Annotated in this window: 18 protein-coding genes; 11 read left to right on the top strand and 7 right to left on the bottom strand. The window is 54.3% G+C overall.

Annotated features, from left to right (window positions below; genetic code table 11):
• Position 1 precedes the first annotated feature (1 nt).
• The 6 genes from KJW29_RS26640 to KJW29_RS26615 all read right to left on the bottom strand — a co-directional run bounded on the left by KJW29_RS26640 (position 2) and on the right by KJW29_RS26615 (position 8,237).
• Positions 2 to 1,273, bottom strand: coding sequence for a hypothetical protein (locus KJW29_RS26640; RefSeq protein ID WP_214626921.1), 1,272 nt, complete (start codon positions 1,271 to 1,273; stop codon positions 2 to 4).
• Positions 1,274 to 1,457: 184 nt separating this feature from the next.
• Entirely contained in the window at positions 1,458 to 3,020 is a 1,563-nt protein-coding gene (locus tag KJW29_RS26635; RefSeq protein ID WP_214626920.1) for an extracellular solute-binding protein, read from the bottom strand.
• Positions 3,021 to 3,080: 60 nt separating this feature from the next.
• Entirely contained in the window at positions 3,081 to 3,965 is an 885-nt protein-coding gene (locus tag KJW29_RS26630) for a carbohydrate ABC transporter permease (protein WP_087568099.1), read from the bottom strand.
• 21 nt (positions 3,966 to 3,986) lie between these two features.
• A complete protein-coding gene (locus KJW29_RS26625; RefSeq protein WP_246608902.1) occupies positions 3,987 to 4,913 on the bottom strand; it encodes an ABC transporter permease in 927 nt (308 codons plus the stop codon).
• A 206-nt stretch (positions 4,914 to 5,119) separates the two neighbouring features.
• On the bottom strand, positions 5,120 to 7,447 hold the full coding sequence (locus KJW29_RS26620) for an AraC family transcriptional regulator (protein ID WP_214626919.1): 2,328 nt from the start codon (positions 7,445 to 7,447) through the stop codon (positions 5,120 to 5,122).
• Between the two features lie 124 nt (positions 7,448 to 7,571).
• Positions 7,572 to 8,237, bottom strand: a complete 666-nt coding sequence (locus tag KJW29_RS26615; RefSeq protein WP_214626918.1) for a rhamnogalacturonan acetylesterase — start codon at positions 8,235 to 8,237, stop codon at positions 7,572 to 7,574.
• Between the two features lie 238 nt (positions 8,238 to 8,475).
• Between KJW29_RS26615 and KJW29_RS26610 the strand changes: the two genes are divergently transcribed.
• Together KJW29_RS26610 and KJW29_RS26605 are read left to right on the top strand one after the other, a co-directional pair.
• Entirely contained in the window at positions 8,476 to 9,045 is a 570-nt protein-coding gene (locus tag KJW29_RS26610) for a methylated-DNA--[protein]-cysteine S-methyltransferase (protein ID WP_108994913.1), read from the top strand.
• A 129-nt stretch (positions 9,046 to 9,174) separates the two neighbouring features.
• Positions 9,175 to 10,374: an MFS transporter gene (locus KJW29_RS26605; RefSeq protein WP_087568280.1), complete on the top strand. Its 1,200-nt coding sequence runs from the start codon at positions 9,175 to 9,177 to the stop codon at positions 10,372 to 10,374.
• A 53-nt stretch (positions 10,375 to 10,427) separates the two neighbouring features.
• On the opposite strand, the gene KJW29_RS26600 is transcribed toward KJW29_RS26605, so the two are convergent.
• Positions 10,428 to 10,823 carry a DnaJ family domain-containing protein gene (locus tag KJW29_RS26600; protein ID WP_214626917.1) on the bottom strand — a complete coding sequence of 132 codons (396 nt, stop codon included), beginning with the start codon at positions 10,821 to 10,823 and terminating at the stop codon, positions 10,428 to 10,430.
• A gap of 104 nt (positions 10,824 to 10,927) precedes the next feature.
• On the opposite strand from KJW29_RS26600, the gene KJW29_RS26595 reads away from it, so the two are divergent.
• The 9 genes from KJW29_RS26595 (at position 10,928) to KJW29_RS26555 (ending at position 16,958) form a co-directional block, all read left to right on the top strand.
• A complete protein-coding gene (locus KJW29_RS26595; protein ID WP_214626916.1) occupies positions 10,928 to 11,251 on the top strand; it encodes an ArsR/SmtB family transcription factor in 324 nt (107 codons plus the stop codon).
• 17 nt (positions 11,252 to 11,268) lie between these two features.
• Positions 11,269 to 11,751, top strand: coding sequence for an SRPBCC family protein (locus KJW29_RS26590; protein WP_214626915.1), 483 nt, complete (start codon positions 11,269 to 11,271; stop codon positions 11,749 to 11,751).
• A gap of 315 nt (positions 11,752 to 12,066) precedes the next feature.
• Entirely contained in the window at positions 12,067 to 12,627 is a 561-nt protein-coding gene (ybiA, locus tag KJW29_RS26585; RefSeq protein ID WP_214626914.1) for a riboflavin biosynthesis intermediates N-glycosidase, read from the top strand.
• Positions 12,627 to 13,445, top strand: a complete 819-nt coding sequence (locus KJW29_RS26580; protein ID WP_214626913.1) for a TIGR02452 family protein — start codon at positions 12,627 to 12,629, stop codon at positions 13,443 to 13,445. The genes ybiA and KJW29_RS26580 overlap by 1 nt, the downstream gene beginning before the upstream one ends.
• A gap of 227 nt (positions 13,446 to 13,672) precedes the next feature.
• On the top strand, positions 13,673 to 14,014 hold the full coding sequence (locus KJW29_RS26575; protein WP_108994908.1) for a zinc ribbon domain-containing protein YjdM: 342 nt from the start codon (positions 13,673 to 13,675) through the stop codon (positions 14,012 to 14,014).
• A gap of 181 nt (positions 14,015 to 14,195) precedes the next feature.
• Positions 14,196 to 14,726 (top strand): hypothetical protein, encoded by a 531-nt coding sequence (locus tag KJW29_RS26570; RefSeq protein ID WP_087568108.1) that lies wholly within the window; start codon positions 14,196 to 14,198, stop codon positions 14,724 to 14,726.
• A gap of 26 nt (positions 14,727 to 14,752) precedes the next feature.
• A complete protein-coding gene (locus tag KJW29_RS26565; protein ID WP_214626912.1) occupies positions 14,753 to 15,256 on the top strand; it encodes a hypothetical protein in 504 nt (167 codons plus the stop codon).
• A 380-nt stretch (positions 15,257 to 15,636) separates the two neighbouring features.
• Complete coding sequence (locus tag KJW29_RS26560) at positions 15,637 to 16,464, top strand: helix-turn-helix transcriptional regulator (RefSeq protein WP_214626911.1); 828 nt, start codon at positions 15,637 to 15,639, stop codon at positions 16,462 to 16,464.
• Positions 16,465 to 16,577: 113 nt separating this feature from the next.
• Positions 16,578 to 16,958, top strand: a complete 381-nt coding sequence (locus tag KJW29_RS26555; protein WP_214626910.1) for a VOC family protein — start codon at positions 16,578 to 16,580, stop codon at positions 16,956 to 16,958.
• Positions 16,959 to 16,965 lie beyond the last annotated feature (7 nt).

Below are 16,965 nucleotides of genomic sequence, written 5' to 3'. Positions count from 1 at the left end.
CTCAGCGGTACTCTCCGCCAGGATATAGCGTAGAGCTGTACAGACGTTTGGGCTGGGGCAATGGCTCTCCCGGCCGACGTGGAGTCAGCTCCATCGGCATGCCGGCATAAATCCAGGCCGTAGAATGGTTATAGACCAACACCTGCTCCCGCCCCGACCCTGCCAAGTCCGCGTGCGCGACATAGCCGTCGCTCGGGAACTCCACTACCGCGGCCATATGGCCGTCATACAGCGTTGGCGGGACGCCGCCTCCCCGGCGGTAGGCCAATATATAATCCAGCGGCCCGTCATCCCAACGGGAGAGCGTCTCGATGATGGTCAGCCAGCCGCTGGTCTGCCGGTCTTCCTTCCACACTTCCGCGCCTTGGGAATCCAGCAAAAACAGGCCGTCCTTGCCGCTTTCGGAGAATGCCTCGCCCGTGTCCCCGCGCCTAATCCGGTCGAGACCGGCAATCTGCAGTCCCGGCAGGTCGCTCCTGAATTTGCCGAGCGCAATGTGCTGGGATTCGATCGACCCTTCATAACGCCATAGCTCCTTGCCATGGACGTCATACATGACGGTTACGCTCCCGCCAATGACGATCTGTACATCTCCTCTGCCCAGAACGTCGCCGACCCATATGCAATCCGCGTGGTCCTCCAGATTCCGTGCCGACCAAAGCTTCTTGCCGTCATGATCCAGCAGGTCGTAACCGGCCATGACTTCGTCGCGGCCGTCCCCGTCGGCATCGAATACCCAAGGGAAGTGGCCGGGGTTGCCTGTATACGTCCATAAGAGGTTGAGCTCGCGATCAAGCGCCCATAACGTTCGGTACCGATCCTTCAGAATAATATCCGAAGGATAGGCCCCGCCGCCGAGATTAGCCAGGATGATGCAATCATGCGCGAGCTCCGAGGGCAGCTCGAAGGAACGTTTCTCCTGACCGGTACGACCGTCCAGGATGAAGAAGCGCTTGTTCATGACGCACAGCACCTCGCAGCAGCCGTCGCCGTCAATATCGTAGAGCTGCGCCGGATAATCCGAGCCCGGTCCCCCGCAATTGGGAGCGGGCGTTCCGACCTGCCACAGGAGGCGGCCGTCGAGATCGAAAGCGGTCAAGCATTGGACCTGATGGGGTACGTACCGGTCATCGATGCCCCCGTCGGGCTGGACCATGACGATTTCCATGCGGCCGTCTCCGTCCAGATCGCCGAGCAGCATTTTGTTGCGCAGCCCTGCCTGACTAATGTCCAATTGACGGACTAGAACGGGAATTCTATCTTGCTGGCTCATGCCGATTCGCCTCCGATGTAGCAATGGACAGTGCGGCGAGTTGCTCGCGGCACTGTCCATCGTCATTTTTTCCACATAAGAATTTATAAGTTTTCGGCTTAGCCGAAAAACAAATTCTTATTGGCGATAAAACCTACCTTTGAACGCGGTCGCTCATCATTGAAAGGCCTCGATAGAGGTTTTCTCATTGCTGGGATTCCTTGTGGAGCTTGTTGATTTCCGCGATATAATCGTTTCCGCCTGTCGTCTTCCATAGCTCGATGGCTTTGTCGAGTCCCGCGTCGTCGATTTGGCCGACGATGTATTGAATGCGGGCATCCGCGATGATGTTGTCAAGCTGCTGTCCCTTCTGCGCGTACACCTCGGAGACCAGCGGCTGCGCCGGGTTGGCGACGACGATGCTTTCGTTGGCCGCTTGCACCTCCGCGATCATTTTGTTGATATCCGTTTGCTCCAGCGTTGCCCCGACCGGACCGATGAACGTCAGCATTTGGTTCAAACCGTTGTATTGCTGAATGAGACTGGCATCCAGATTCTCCTTCGGCGCGATATAGCCGTCCACCATGTCGTAGTGAACGCCTTCCATGCCGTAGCCGAGCAGATCCTGCATCTCCACGTCGCTCAGCCTGTCAATGAAAGTCAGAACCTTCTTCAATTCCTCTTCCGTCTTGACGGCGGATTTCGATATCGCGAGCATGCCGGCATAACCGGTTGTCGGCATGTCCCGATGGCCCTTCGGCCCGACCGGTGCTTGGTAGACGTTGGTGTAGGAGCTGTCTCGTGGCGCCTTCTCCTGCATCGGACTATTAAGGCGGCGAGCATTATCCGCCACGTCCACAAAGGCGCCGGCTTTTCCGTTTACGAAGGGATCGTTCCACACGGCGGAATCCATGACGGCGAAATCCTCGTTAACAAGTCCTTCCTCATACAGCTTCCGGAAAAACTGCAGCGCTTCCCGGTATTCCGGCGTCATGTGCGTCGGCACCAGATTGCCGCTTCCGTCGTCGCCCCAGCCGTTCGGAGCTCCGAACCAGACCTGCATAATGTCCCAAGGTCCCGCGTATTTCGTGATGACGACGCCGTACGTATCGTCCTTGCCGTTTTGATCGGGATCGTTTTCCTTAAAAGCCTTCAGCACGTTGTAGAACTCGTCGATCGTCTTCGGCGGCTGCAATCCGAGATTTTCCATCCAAACCTGATTAAGAGTAACGCCCATCCGGCCCAGCACGCGGCCCCGGTAGACGCCGTAATTTTTGCCGTCGATGGAGGAGTTGTTCAGCACGATGTCGTTGGCTTGGCTAAGGTTCGGGTAATCCTTCAGGTAAGGACCCACCTCCCAAAACGCGCCGGCGCGGGCCGAACTGATGAAGCTTGGCGATTTGTCCACGACCATGATCGTAGGCAGCTGGCCGGAGGCGAGCGTAATGTTGACTTTGTCGGGATAGGAGCTGTTCGGCACGAATTGAATGTCCAGGTCGGTGTTGGTATACTCCTCCAGTTTCTTGATGACCGGGCTGTCGGCTTTCGGCAGATTGGTATCGAAGGATTGCATCATGATGCTGATCTTGAACGGTTCTTCCTTTGCGTTCCCGTTGCCTTCGGAATTGGCGTTCGTGCTTTGCGGCGGAGCGCTCTCCGATTGGCCGTTCGATCCCCCGTTCCCGTTGGAACAGGCCGATATGGCCATAACCGAAGACAGGACGAGTAATGCCAAGCTTTTTTTCAAACCGGTTGCTTTCTGTTTCATTGATAACCCTCCTCATTATTGAATGGTTGCTTTCTATAGATTTCACGCGAATGCGATCATCTAGCCTTTGATGGAGCCCAAGAGCACGCCCTTGGCGAAATGCTTCTGCAGGAACGGATAGACCAGCAGGATCGGCAGCGTGCCGACGACGATGACGGCCATCTTGACGGATTGATCCGGCGGCTCGATGAAATTGGGATCCATGGCGCCCATATCGCCCGCGGCCAGCTGCGACAGCATGACGATCTCCCGCAGGATGACCTGGAGCGGCCACTTGGTGTGATCGTTCAGGAACAGAAGCGCCGAGAAAAAGTTGTTCCAGTGGCCGACCGCGTAGAACAGGCCGAACGTGGCGATAATGGGCTTCGACAGCGGCAGCGCGATGCGCCATAGGACGCCAAGGTCGGTACAGCCGTCGATCCGGGCCGATTCCTCCAAGCCGGGAGGAAGCTGCTGGAAGAAGTTTTTGATAATGATCATGTTAAACGCGCTGATGGCGCCGGGCAGAATGACCGCGGCATAGGAATCCAGCAGCCCGAGCTCCTTCACGACGAGATAACCCGGGATCATGCCGCCGCTGAAGAGCATCGAGAAGATTACGAGGTTCATGATGACGTTGCGTCCCATCAGATCCTTGCGGGAGAGCGAATAGGCCATCGTGAAGGTAAACGCCAGATTGGCCAGCGTGCCGGCAATCGTAATGATGACCGAGTTGATCAAGCTGCGGCTAATCGTATCCGTCGAGAAAATGTATTGAAACGCCGCGATCGACGGATCTCTCGGGAAGATAAAGAATTCGCGTTCCATCAGCTCCACTTCCGTTGCGAAGGAGCCGGCGATAATGTAGACGAACGGCAATACCGTGACGAGCGACAGTAGGCCGAGAAGCAGGTAATTAAAGCCGTCGAACAATTTCTCTCCGAGCGAGTCGTGCTTGCTGTTCATTCTTGTCTCCTCCTCTCCGCCCTAGAATATGCCTTCTTGTCCGAATCGCTTGGCGAGACGGTTGCTGCCGTAGATGAGCAGAATGCCGACGACCGACTTGAACAAGCCGATGGCGGTGCTATAGCTGAAGGCTCCTTGCGTGATGCCGACGAAATAGACGTACGTATCGAAGACGTCCGCGACGGACCGGTTGAGCGAGTTGGTCATCAGGAAAATTTGCTCGAAGCCGTTGTCCAGGAAGCTTCCCAGCCGCAGGATCAACAAGATGACGATCGTGCTGCTGATGGCGGGAATCGTAATATAGATCAGACGCTGGAATCGGTTCGCGCCGTCGACGACCGCCGCTTCGTATTGCTCCATGTCGACGGAGGCGAGCGCGGCCAGGAAGATGATCGTGCCCCAGCCGGAATCCTTCCACATCATCTGAAGGATGATCATGGGCCGAAACCAGGACGGATCCGCCAGGAAGTTGATCGATTTGCCCGTAATCGAGGCGACGAGCTCGTTGATGATGCCGCCCGACGTGGTCAGGAACACGTAGGTCATGCTGGCCACGATGACCATGGAGACGAAGTGCGGCACGTAGACGAGCGTTTGAACGATTCTTTTGAAATAGGCCAATCTCACTTCGTTCAATAATAACGCCAGAATAATGGGCGCCGGGAAGAAGAAGATCAGATCGTATACGGCCAGGATCAGCGTGTTCCTCAGGAGTCGGAAGAAGTCGGGATTGGCGAAAAAATTGCGGAAGTGCTCGAAGCCAACCCATTCGCTGTTCCAGAAGCCCAGAAACGGCTGGTAGTTCTGGAAGGCGATAAGCACGCCCCACATGGGCAAATATTTGAACACTAGGAAGTATAGCAACCCCGGAAGCAACAAGAGGTACAACCATTTGTCTTTTTTCAGCCTCGACAGCCAGCGTCTCCGTTTGGGATTGCCCCGCGTCATGGATATTTTGGAATCGGAAGGAAGCGCCGTGTTCATTCACTCACCCTTTCTGTATCGATTGCGCCAAGATGTCATCGCTTACATTTCCCAGTATCGCTCCATGGCGAAAGACAATCAATTTCACATTTTTGCATAAGAAAAGCCTTGATTATCAAGGCTTTTTCGAAGGTATGGAACTTTGTTGCCGGGTTGGTACTCTCTTGTTGTCAGCCTTCCGTCTGCTCTCTGAACTGCCCTGGCGTAAGGCCGACCTGCTTCTTGAAGATGCGGTTGAAGTAGCGCTGCTGATAGCCGACTTCGCTGGCGATGTCGTTGATTTTGAGATCGGTCTCGCGCAACAACGTCTTGGCTTTATCGATCCTCAGCTCCGTTACGTAATCAATGAAATTGATGCCCATGAATTGCTTGAAATATTTGCTGAGCGTATAGCTGTTCGTCCCGGCCAAAGCCGCGCATTGCTCAAGCGAAAGATCCGACGAGTAATGGGCGTGGATATAGTCGATCGTAGACTCCACGAGCCGCTTGAGCTCGATGTTGGCTCTGGCGTCCCTCTCGTCGATGAAAGGCAGAATGACTTTCCGCTTCATCCAGCCCAGCATCTTCTCCGGCTCGCGGATTTGCGAAAGCTGGCCGAACATATTCTCTCCGCCGAACAGCTGATGGGGACTTAGGCCGGACTGCAGAATGGCGTGCTGGATCGTCGCGAACAGCTGCAGCATGCTTTGCTGGACCAAAATTTCGGTGCCGCGGGCGGACAGCACCTCCTCCAGGAACATGGTAATCAGCCGCTCCGCTTCCTCCTTGTCGCTCGCTCTCATCGCATGAACGATGTCCCGTTCCAGCGCGAACGGGTAATGGAACTCGCTGCCGTCCGCATGGGCGGTCAATTGCTCCATATCGATCAACTGATTCTGATTGACGAACTTGCGGTAGCCCGTCGCGCGCTCCACTTCCATATACATGTCGGGAATGAGCTGAATCCTCTCCATCGCTCCGCTGAACGTAATCGTGACTTGCATATGGATAATGCCGTTGATGGCTTTCGTAATTTCCGTCCCCAGCGATTGAATCCGTTCGCCGATGGGCTCTCCGTCCGGATACATGACGAGCACCGCTACCGTCAAGTCATGGAAGTTCATGACGCTGAACTGCTCGAAGTGCTGAGCGGCAAGCTCCTCGATAATATTGGAGGCCGTGAAGGTCACGAGACTTTCGTCCCCTTGCGAGAACCGCTCGGTCAGAATGTCGTACCCCGTCAGCTGGATATGCAGAATTCGGAATTGATGGTCGTCGGTATCCCAGCCGTAGAGCTTCATTCTGCTCTTCAAGTCTTTCTCCGTGTAGGAAGCGAGATGTCCTTGCAGCAATTGAAGCAGGAAGCCCGAACGGACATGGGTCCGTTGTTCGTCGAGCCGATTGCGGAGATTCAAGCTTTCGTCGTGCAGCTGGTTCCACTGGTTCTCCAAAAATTGAAATTCGTCCATGCCACGGGCAAGATCTTCGCCCTTATGCCGCTTAAGGCTGTTCAGCAGCCGTTCGACCGGCAGATAGACCCGCCGGGAAGCAAGCCAAGAGAGCAGCAGCGCCAGGACCAGTCCCGATGCGCTGACGAGGAAGATCGTGTTGGAGAGCTTCACCACGGAGGACGTGATGGTCGTGATCGGCGTAGCCGAAATATACGTCCACTCCGTGGACAGGCGAGTCAGCTTCCCGTAGGATACGGAATACGTGACGTCGTCCCGGTTGAACAGGAAGGTGCCGGACGGCTCCTCCCGGTCCAGCACTTCCGCGCGAAGACGCTCGTTGACGGCCGTTTCTTCGGCATGGTCGGCGACGAGCAGCTCGCCTTTCTTGTCGAGCAGCATCGTGAAGCCTTGGTTGTAGGGAGTCATGGTTTTGAGCAGGTTCATGACTTTCTCCCGCTTGAGCTCCGTGACGAGCACGCCGAACGGCGAGCTGCTGTCTCCCGGAATTTTGTGAACCAGCACGATCGGAGTGTCCGCGTCCTGCGCATTCCCTTCGGCGGCAGGCAGCCAATCCGTCCAATAAATATTGGTTCCCTCCGCTATGATCCGCTCAAAGCCGTCAATCTGAACGCGGTCGCTCAGCTTATAGAACTCGGGCTGGAACAGCACCGTATTGTGTCCGTTAATGTAGAGCTGCACTTGATTGATGAGCGGATGGGAGCCTTGCAGCATAAATAACGTCTTCGTAATATCGTAGGTTTCTCTGAATTCGTAGATGAAATTCATATCCTTCAGGCCGGATCCGAATCGTGGATTAAACGCCCAATGGGAGATGTCCAGCTCCACGGATCCGAACTGGTCGTCGATGTTCTGCGCGCGTTCCTTAATCTGATTCTGGTGCAGGTCGCTGATGTTCTTTTGCATCGGCCCTACCGCGAATCCGTATGTCGCTAGGGCGATGATCAACCCCGGTACGCTTGCGGCGAATAAGAACCAAGTAAAGCTTTTTCGGTAAAAGCTTCTATTCTTTCTTCTCGTTCTCGCGTAGCCGCCCATTCGCTGGAGCATGAACTCCCTCCGTTCCGAATCAATTATAGGGAACCGCTTTCAAGCGCAGGCAGGAACCTATCCCGCCTGTGCTTGTAAAGTATATCTGATCAAAGTGGTTCTTTCCATGAAATAATTGGAGGGATCATTTGGTATCGGCAGCAGCGTATAAACGGGGCAGGATCCGCAAGCTCTTCAATTGATCCGCTAAGAGCTTCGCCATTCGGCGTGCCCCGATTTCGGTGAAATGGGTGTGGTCGGTCCCGTTTACGGAAACCATAAAAAACGACTTTGTCTCCTCGTAGCCGACAGAAGAATAATAGGCCAGGCTTTCCGTCATCAGATCGACAAGGAGGACATTCTCTTCGGCAGCAAGCTGCTTCATAGCCATGCAATAGTCCGGAAAATCGTTTAAGAATTCTCCGTTTTCATAGTGCAGCCGGCCGACCGGCGTGATCAGCACGGGGATGGCCCCCCGGCTCCGGGCGCCTTCGATGTACATCTTTAAATAAGATGTATAAGTCGAAAAAGGCTCGGTATAACGCTCCGGCCTGCTCTTCGTGGAATCGTTGTGACCCATCTGGACGAACAAATAATCACCCTTGCCGATCTCTTCCAGAATGGTCTGCAGCCTTCCTTCCTCGACGAACGTCTTCGAGCTTCTGCCGCCAATTGCGCGGTTCGCAAAGCGAACCTCCTTCGTAAAATGTTCGGCGATATATTGGCCCCAGCCCGCCTGCGGCGCATGCTCCGGCTCATAGGTTTGTACCGTGGAATCTCCTGCTAGAAAGACGTTAACTGTATGTCGCATCACTTCACCCCTATAAAGACTATTGATTACATGATTACGCGCATATTGTAAGCGTATGAGCTATCCCCTGCAATTGCACTTTTTTGCAATTGGAAACGCGCCGCGCCGTTCCGTTAGCCAATCCAACCCCCATGCGGACAAATATAAGTCTCTCTTCTTGCTTGGATGTTTATTAGCTGGTATTGTGGGTTAATCGGACGATATAGGATACATCCTATCGAGCAGAGGAGATGGTGGCATGACATCGCAATCGAGACAACGTACGAGCGTGTATTGGGATATGTTTATCCATCCCGCATTCGGGGATCAGCCGATCTATGTAGCGGCGACGGAGGAAGGCTTGTGCCAGATCACCTTTCCGCATGAGCCGTTCGAATATTTGGTTGCTTCTGTTAAGAAACGAGTGGCGGATGCCCAACTGGTCCAAAGCATGGAGCAGTTGCGTCCCTATTGCACGCAATTGAAGGAGTATCTTGAAGGCGAACGCAAGGCATTTACGGTTCCGGTGGATTTCCGGGGCACCGAATTTCAGAATGACGTCTGGCGCGAACTCGTCCGCATTCCGTTCGGAGAGACGCGGAGCTACTCCGATATCGCTATCGCGATCGGCAGAGGGAAGGCCGTGCGGGCGGTCGGCGCCGCCAATGGCGCCAACCCCGTGCCCATCGTCGTTCCTTGCCACCGGGTTATCGGGAAGAACAACACGCTAACGGGCTTCCGCGGCGGGCTCGCCATCAAGGAAACGCTGCTTCGGCTGGAAGGCGCCGGGTCGTATAAAGCGAAAGGGCATCAACGCTACTTATTTTAAGGGCAGCAGGGGCAAGCCCAGTCATTTTGCTCCAACCATAGAGAGAAGATAAACAACGGGAGAAGGGACAACGTGGAGGGCACCAACAGCAGCGGCAAGAGCAAGAGAAAATACAACAAGATTTATGTCATGCAGCTCGCAACGATTTTTATAGGCTTTGTTATCTTCGGTTTTTCGGAAAATATTAAAGGGCCGGCCATACCGCGCATTCAATTCGACTTCCTGCTTAATGAATCGCAGCTCGGCACCTTATTGGCGCTTAATTCGCTCGGCTATTTGCTCGCCTGTACGTTTACCGCCTATTTGACCCGATTATGGGGAATCAGATGGGTTACGGTTGCGGCATTCGCGGTAATGGCGGCGTCGGGCGTATTTATTTTCGGCTCGCAATATTATCCTGCATTCTCGGCTTCTTACTTCCTGATGTACATCGGCAACGGGATGCTGGAGATCGGCCTGGCTATTCTGGGAGCGCGCATCTTCGTCAAAAATACGGGAACGATGATGAACCTGACGCACGGCTTCTATGGACTCGCTTCGACGGTCGCGCCTCTGATGGCGACCGGGTTGATGGCGGTGACCGTTAATGGCCACACGCTGGATTGGCGCGGGATGTACCTCGTCGTCCTGCTGCTCTCTGTTATACCGCTGGCCATCGCCATGTTTACGACTTTCCCGGGCGACGAGGTTCGGCATGAGGAACGTATTCCGTTAAAGCGGCTTATGAGGGACCCGGTTCTCTGGCTCATGATCTGCGTGCTGACCTTCGGGGTTGTATCGGAGCTGGCGGTCGGAGGCTGGCTGGTTAACTTCCTGGAGAAGGCTTACGGCTGGGACACGGTCAGCGCATCGGGCATGCTGTCCGCGTTTTTCCTTTGTTTTGCGCTGGCAAGGCTGCTGCTAGGACCGCTGACGGACCGAATCGGCTTCACGGTGTCGCTGATCCTGTTCTCGTCGTTCTCTGCGGCATGCACGTTCGTCGCCATCTTCGGCGGGGAAAAGCTTGCGTTCTTCTTTGCTGCGGGTGGGGTAGGCATTGCGATGATCTATCCTACGGTTATGGCGTTTATTGCGCGCAGGTACCCTCGCGAGAGCGACATGGCCATTACGTTCACGGTGACGGTTATGGGCGTCGGGAGCGTGCTGGGCAACTATTTGATCGGAGGCGTCATCGAGCTTGTTAAGGGAATGGTAGGCGCGGAGACGCAGGAGGGGCTGTTCCGGGGCCTTCAGGCCGGCTACGGCGTGATCGCGCTATGCGCGGCGTTAAGCGCGGCCTCGGGGATCATCTTGTATGGGCTGTTGGCTAGAAGGAAGGAAGTTATATAAGGGTAATGATCCAGCGGCTTCGCACTCTGTTATCGGGGGCGAAGCCGCTGTCGTTATCGGTTCGATTCGGACTCGTTCTCCGTCAATTTCTGCTGCACCTTGGTTTCGTATTCCGCGAAGGCGCCGGATGCCTGCCAGCCGCGCTCGGACATCAGCGATTGGTAGCGGAGCTTCTTAAGTGACAATTCCCGCTCTAGCTTCTCGCGTTCGGAATCGTTCCGGCAGGCAGCAAGGAGGTCGCCAAGCGTCACCATTTCTTTGCGCAGCTGGATCTCTTCCGGCACGATGCCGGCATTCTTCAGCAGTCGGTAGCTGACCCGCAAGTCCTCGGGGACTCCTTCCATGTCGTCAGGCGGGAGCGGCTTGCCCGCGCCGGGAAGATTATCGAACTCGCCTCGGCGAATAGCCTCCTTGATTTTCTCTTCCGCCATTAGGCGCAGAATATCCATGCTATCAGCTCCTTTCGTTCATTGTAGCACAGGGACGAGGCGAGGCGAGTGGCATGCCAAACGCATAGCTTGACGGAAATATAACCGAATAGTAATGTGTTTGTATGAACAGCGACAAACTATTTGAAGTGTTGGCGGAGCCGCATAGGAGGACGATGCTGGATTTGATGCTCGTTCGTGAACGATCCGTCGGAGAGCTGGTGGAGCTGCTGCCCCTTAGCCAGCCGGGTATATCCAAGCATCTGAGAATATTGCGGGAAGCGGGGCTGGTTACGGCGAGGAAGGAAGCGAAGCAGCACATCTACCGGGTGAATCCAGGGCCGCTGCAGCAAGTCCATGATTGGTTTGCGCCGTACCAGAGGTTCTGGAGCGACAAGCTGGACGAGCTGGAGATGGCGTTGGAGCAGGACGACAAAAAGCCGCTATAGCGAAGAGGAGGCAAACGATGTTAGCCGTTGTCAAACAAACCGAAGAAGGATACGAGGCCAGGTTCGAGCGCAAGCTGAAGCATCCAGTCGAGATGGTATGGGCGTATCTGACCGAAAATGACAAGCTGAAGAAGTGGTTCTCGGAGCTGCATGTCGAAGAGCTCCGGGAGGGAAGCGTCATTAAGTTCGACATGGGGGATGGCACGTTCGAAGAGATGGCTATTCTGGAAGTGAAACGGCAGTCCGTGCTGGAATATACGTGGGGCGAGGATCGTGTGCGCTTCGAGCTCTACCCCGAAGAGGATGGCTGCCGTCTTCTCCTTATTGAGAAAATAACGAAGATTACGGATCACTCGCATCGTGATCTTGCAGGCTGGCATGTCTGCCTCGACGTCGTCGAAGCGTTGCTCGACGGGCGCGAACCCGAGCCTCGCAAAGAGGTCTGGGAGAAAAGACGCGCCGATTATGCCGGAATCATCGGCGAGCTGCCGCGAGAGTAAATAGCAGCAGAAGACGGAACCCGCCAGTTGTAAGCCGAGCTGGCGGGTTTCGTTTTGACGACGAATACAACCATTAAACGCAATCGCTCATTCTCGAAGAATTTCGATAGAAGTTTTTTCATTTAACTGTGCCGCGTCACCGAGGGACAGCTTCAGCCGGGACACTTACCTATAATCAAAAATGACCTTGTGTATGGGAGTTGATCCTGTTATATTTATATTATTAATTTGACAATATCAAATAGACATTATAAATCAACTATACGGAGGCAGCTTGTTTTACAGGTAGCCACGCGTTACAAGGGAGGGTTATTCATGATTTATGATATCGATTCTTTGCGCCAGTCATGCTCGAAGGGACGGAAATTCGATTTCCTGTTCTTCTGGGGCCATACGCAGCAAGGGGAACAGGTCGATAAGAGTTGTTTGAGTCAATGGTGGAAGAGTCCATTCGTCATTGAAGGGAGCAGGTACAGCTGCGCGGAGCAATACATGATGGCGGAGAAGGCGCGGTTATTCCATGACGAAGCCTCCCTTGCGACAATTCTACGTACTGACAATCCCAAGGTGATGAAGGAGTTTGGGCGCAGGGTAAGCGGCTTCGACGGCCAGGTATGGGAGGATCGCTGCTACGGCATCGTCAAGCAAGCCAACGAAGCCAAGTTCTCTCAGCATCCGGAGCTGGGCAATTTTTTGAAAGCAACCGGAGAACGCATTATCGTCGAAGCGAGTCCCTACGACCGGATTTGGGGAATCGGTTTAATGCAGGACGATCCCAAGGCAAAGGACCCCCTGCAATGGAGGGGGACGAATTTGCTTGGGTTTGCACTTATGGAGGTCAGAGACATCCTGCTGGGACGGAAGGAGGGAGCGTAATGAATCGCAAAAAAATAGCTCAGGAAACGATCGATATTCAACAACGTGGTTTCTACGAGCATGGCGGACGAAAGATTGAGATAGCGGATGCACAGCAAAGGTCCGAGAAAGACAGCCGTCTGATTACGCCCGAGCAAGGCGCTGTTCTGGTACAGAATCTTCCGGTCTCGGCAGGGAAGCATAGCGCTCATTATGCCGTGGCCAATGAGGCGACGGTCAAGGCAACGAGTCAAATGGCGGTGTCGGCAACCGATAAAATCGGGGTGCTGAACTTTGCCAGCGCCAAGAATCCCGGAGGCGGGTTCTTGAACGGAGCCATGGCTCAAGAGGAAAGCCTTGCCGTATCCAGCGGCCTATACGGCACTTTGCTTCGGAACCAAGGCTACTATGAAGCCAACCGTGCTTGCGGCTCGATGATGTATACGGACCATGCCATCTATTCACCGAACGTGGTGTTCTTCCGAGACGAGAAATTTCAATTGGCGGAGGCTCCCTTCCTAGCGTCTGTACTGACGCTGCCTGCCGTGAATTTCGGTCAAGTGCTGCTGAAAGGGGAGGACCCGGCGCAAGCGGAAGTTGCCATGAAGAATCGGATGCGATTAGCGTTGGCTATTTTCGCGGAGATAGGAGACCGGCGTCTGGTATTGGGGGCTTTCGGCTGCGGAGTCTTCCGAAATGACCCATGGAAGATAGCCGGCTGGTGGCGCGAGCTGCTTCTAGAGGAAGGGCTAGGCGGGCTGTTCGCGGAGATTAAATTCGCGGTTCTAGATACCCACGAAGGCAATTGCATTCGGGCATTCCAGCAAATATTGGGTTGAAAGCGATCTTCGATATGCGGTAGCATGGAACGAAGGTCATTTCTCCGAAAGATATGATAAAGGAGATCAAGATGGAGAAGATGGACATCTCGCAACACCTGGTCGGTTCGCTGAAAGAGCTTTGAGAGATGGTGGAGACGCCGGATGAGGGCGTTGCCTTAAAAGGCATCTCGATGATCGACGCAGAGACAACTAATTAACTTATACGAATGGAGAGTTTTTGAATTATGTCTACGTTACCCCATTGTCCACAGTGCGATTCGCCTTATACGTACGAGGACGGAAGCTTGCTTGTTTGTCCGGAATGCGCCCACGAATGGAACCCGAACGACGCGGACGGGAGCGGCGAAGAAGAGAAAATCGTCAAGGATTCGAACGGGAACGTGCTTAAGGATGGCGATTCCGTCACCGTCATTAAGGACTTGAAGGTCAAAGGCACATCGCTTGTCGTAAAGATCGGCACGAAGGTAAAGAACATTCGGCTTATTGACGGCGATCATGACATCGACTGCAAGATTGACGGCTTTGGCGCCATGAAGCTGAAGTCGGAATTCGTCAAGAAGAACTGACATCTTGCTCGCTCAGCGAGCGTCATAGGACGGACGACATCGGACTAACGATGTCGCCCGTTTTGTCATGAGAGCGATTTTTCGCGATTTCGACAATCTTTCGGGAAAACTTACAAAAGTAAATAGGCAAAACGGTGGAAACGTATTAAAATAATGTCAAAAGCATGGAGGCGGCGTTTCTATGTACTATACTTTTTCCGTGAGCGCGAGCCACATGTACCACAGAAAATATTTGGACTTTCTGCTCAGTCACTACGAGGGGCTCGGCATGCCGTATTCTTTTCCCGTTTCATTTAACTTTATAGCAAGCCCGCTGCTGATGGAGGATTCTCGGTGCATCCTCTGCCTCGACGACGACGGAGAAGCCGTAGGCGCTTTAGGTTACATTCGCGGGACCGGAGAAGGCGATTACGAGGATCGCCATATCTTGCAGCTGCAGGTTGCTTATTTGGTAGAGAAATGCCGGAGAACGCCGGTTTTTTTGCGAGGTTTGCAGTTTCTAACGGAGTATCTCGAAGAAGAGACGGAAGAGGTTGCGGAGCTTGTTTTCTGGACGAAGCAGGATGCCTATCTGGCACGACTGTTCGGGAAGTTCGCGGAGAGGACAAGCGTATCGGGCACGGCTGCCGGCGATTTGTACGCCTATCGGGTCACCTTGGCACAACTAAAAGCATATCTAGGTCGGTTCGCGTCCCGGTCGATCGATTCCTGATCTTGCAATCAAATGGAGGAAATAGCATGACAAAGCGGCTGTACGCGAAAAACTGCGAGACGGACTCCGATTATGCGCGGTTCGCGAAGTTCTACATCGCCGAGAGCTATCAGTTCGATCGGCAGCTTTCTCTGCTGGAGACAATCGGGCATCTCATGACGACGCTTCAAGACAGCCGCTTTATGCTGTACGAGAACGCACAGGGCGAGCTCGCGGCCTACCTTCAATACCGCTACGAGAGTGATGGAGAAACGGTTTTTATCGAGTCCGCGATATTGGCCGAACCTTATCGAAGCAGTTGGATCTTCTATCGCGGGTTCGGGGATTGGGTCAGGAAGGTAGAGAACGAACATCGCGGGGTTCGATTGGTGCGATTTTATGTGCTTGCCAATCAAACGTATCTGAATCGGCTCTATGCCAAATTTGCGAAGTACGTCGGGGAACGCGAAGGCGGCACCGGCCGAGAGGTCGTCTACGAGACGGCGTTTGCCGATCTTTGGGCCTATCTGAAGGCAGGGGAACGGAAGTAAATCCATATTGCCGGAAAAGCATGAATCTCGAAAGGGGGTGAAATCCATGGTCGTTATGCCTCCGAGCATTGACAAAAAAAACGGTAGCAAACTAGGCAGAATCAGCCTGAAAGAAGCGCTGAAAGCGAGTGAGCAAGTTAGAACTTCCGCCGCCGCCGCAAAGTAATTTCTTGCGCAGCCCGCCGCTTCTGCAAGGGAGCGCAAAGCCTGTCCGAACATTCGGACGGGCTTTTGGCGTGGGGCGGCCCGGAGGTGTAAGCGTAGGCCCGCTCCCACGCAAGGCATTGGCGCATAGGGAGCTCTGCCTGACGTTTCCTTGCATGGCGACACTATGTTACGCTAGTAAAGACGATTCTAAAAAGCAGGGAGGCCTCCACTGCATGTCAAACCTATTCCGCCCCGTACAGTCGCCGACTTTGCAAAGCGAGCGGCAGCATTCCGGCTACAGCTACAGGGAATACGCGCCGAGCGCTTTTTTGGCGCCCCATGTGGCTTGTTATTGGACGGTGGATTTCGACGCGCGATCGGGGAGCCAACCGCACCGGATTATTCCCGACGGCTGCGTCGATATTATCGTGGATCGCAGGGCGTCCTCCGCCAGCCATGCCGCCTTCGTCACGGGTCTGATGACGAACTGCCTCGTTATTGATCTCGCTTCGGAGCAATCCTCCTTTGGCATTCGCATGTATACGGAGTCCGCTCGCTCCATTCTGCGCGTTCCGGTCTCGGCTTTTGCCTCGGAGCGGGTGTATCTGTACGACATGTGGGGAGCCGAGGGTCTTTTCCTGTCCGAGGAACTGCTGTACGCCAAGGATGTATCGCAGCTGATCGAACGTGCAGAAAGCCGGCTCTCGGGACTGCTTTCTCGCCTGGATGTCCCAACGATGCCCGGCTTGCTTTATAACGGCTTAAACTATATGTACGACTACAAAGGCATATTGTCCCCTGCCCAGCTTGCGGACAAGCTGGGCTTTAGCGAACGCCATCTGCGAAGGGTTTTCGAACGGGAGCTTGGCGTCGGTCCGAAGGAGATGCTTGGCATTATCCGGTTCCAGAGCATGCTGCGGGAGATTTACGGGGGTGCTGGAGCAAGGATGAGCTACGCCGATCTTGCAGCGAAATACGGTTATTACGACCAGTCCCATCTCATCAAGACGTTCAAACGATATTACGGGTTACCGCCGGGGCAAGTGTGGGCGAAGGAATGAACATGTCCGTTTTTTCCTATTATGCCGGCTGGAATTGAGGTATGATCGGTGTAGAACTGGCGACAATGATTATGCGTCAGTAATACGGAATGCAGCGAAAGGGGAATAAACGGATGGGCATTCGATTGGATATGGTAGGCATCGTGACGAAGGATATGGGCAGGGCGCTTGCCTTCTACCGCTTGCTGGGCCTCAGCATCCCGGAGAACAAGGATAACGACATGCATGTAGAGGTCGAGGCGCAGGGCGGCGTCCGCTTGGCGTTCGACAAACAAGAGATGATAGCGGATATCTATGGCGGTTGGACAGAGCCCGCGGGCCATCGTATCGAGCTTGCATTTCTTTGCGTGAACGCGCAAGAGGTGGACGAGCTGTATCAACGAATCGTGGAGAGCGGTTACGTCGGACATCGCGAGCCGTGGGATGCGGTATGGGGACAACGTTATGCCATCGTGCAGGATCCGGACGACAATTTGATCAGTCTGTTTGCATAGGGGCGCT

The organism is Paenibacillus agaridevorans (assembly GCF_018604145.1).
GTDB lineage: Bacteria > Bacillota > Bacilli > Paenibacillales > Paenibacillaceae > Pristimantibacillus > Pristimantibacillus agaridevorans.
This window is presented reverse-complemented; position numbering and strand designations above follow the sequence as displayed.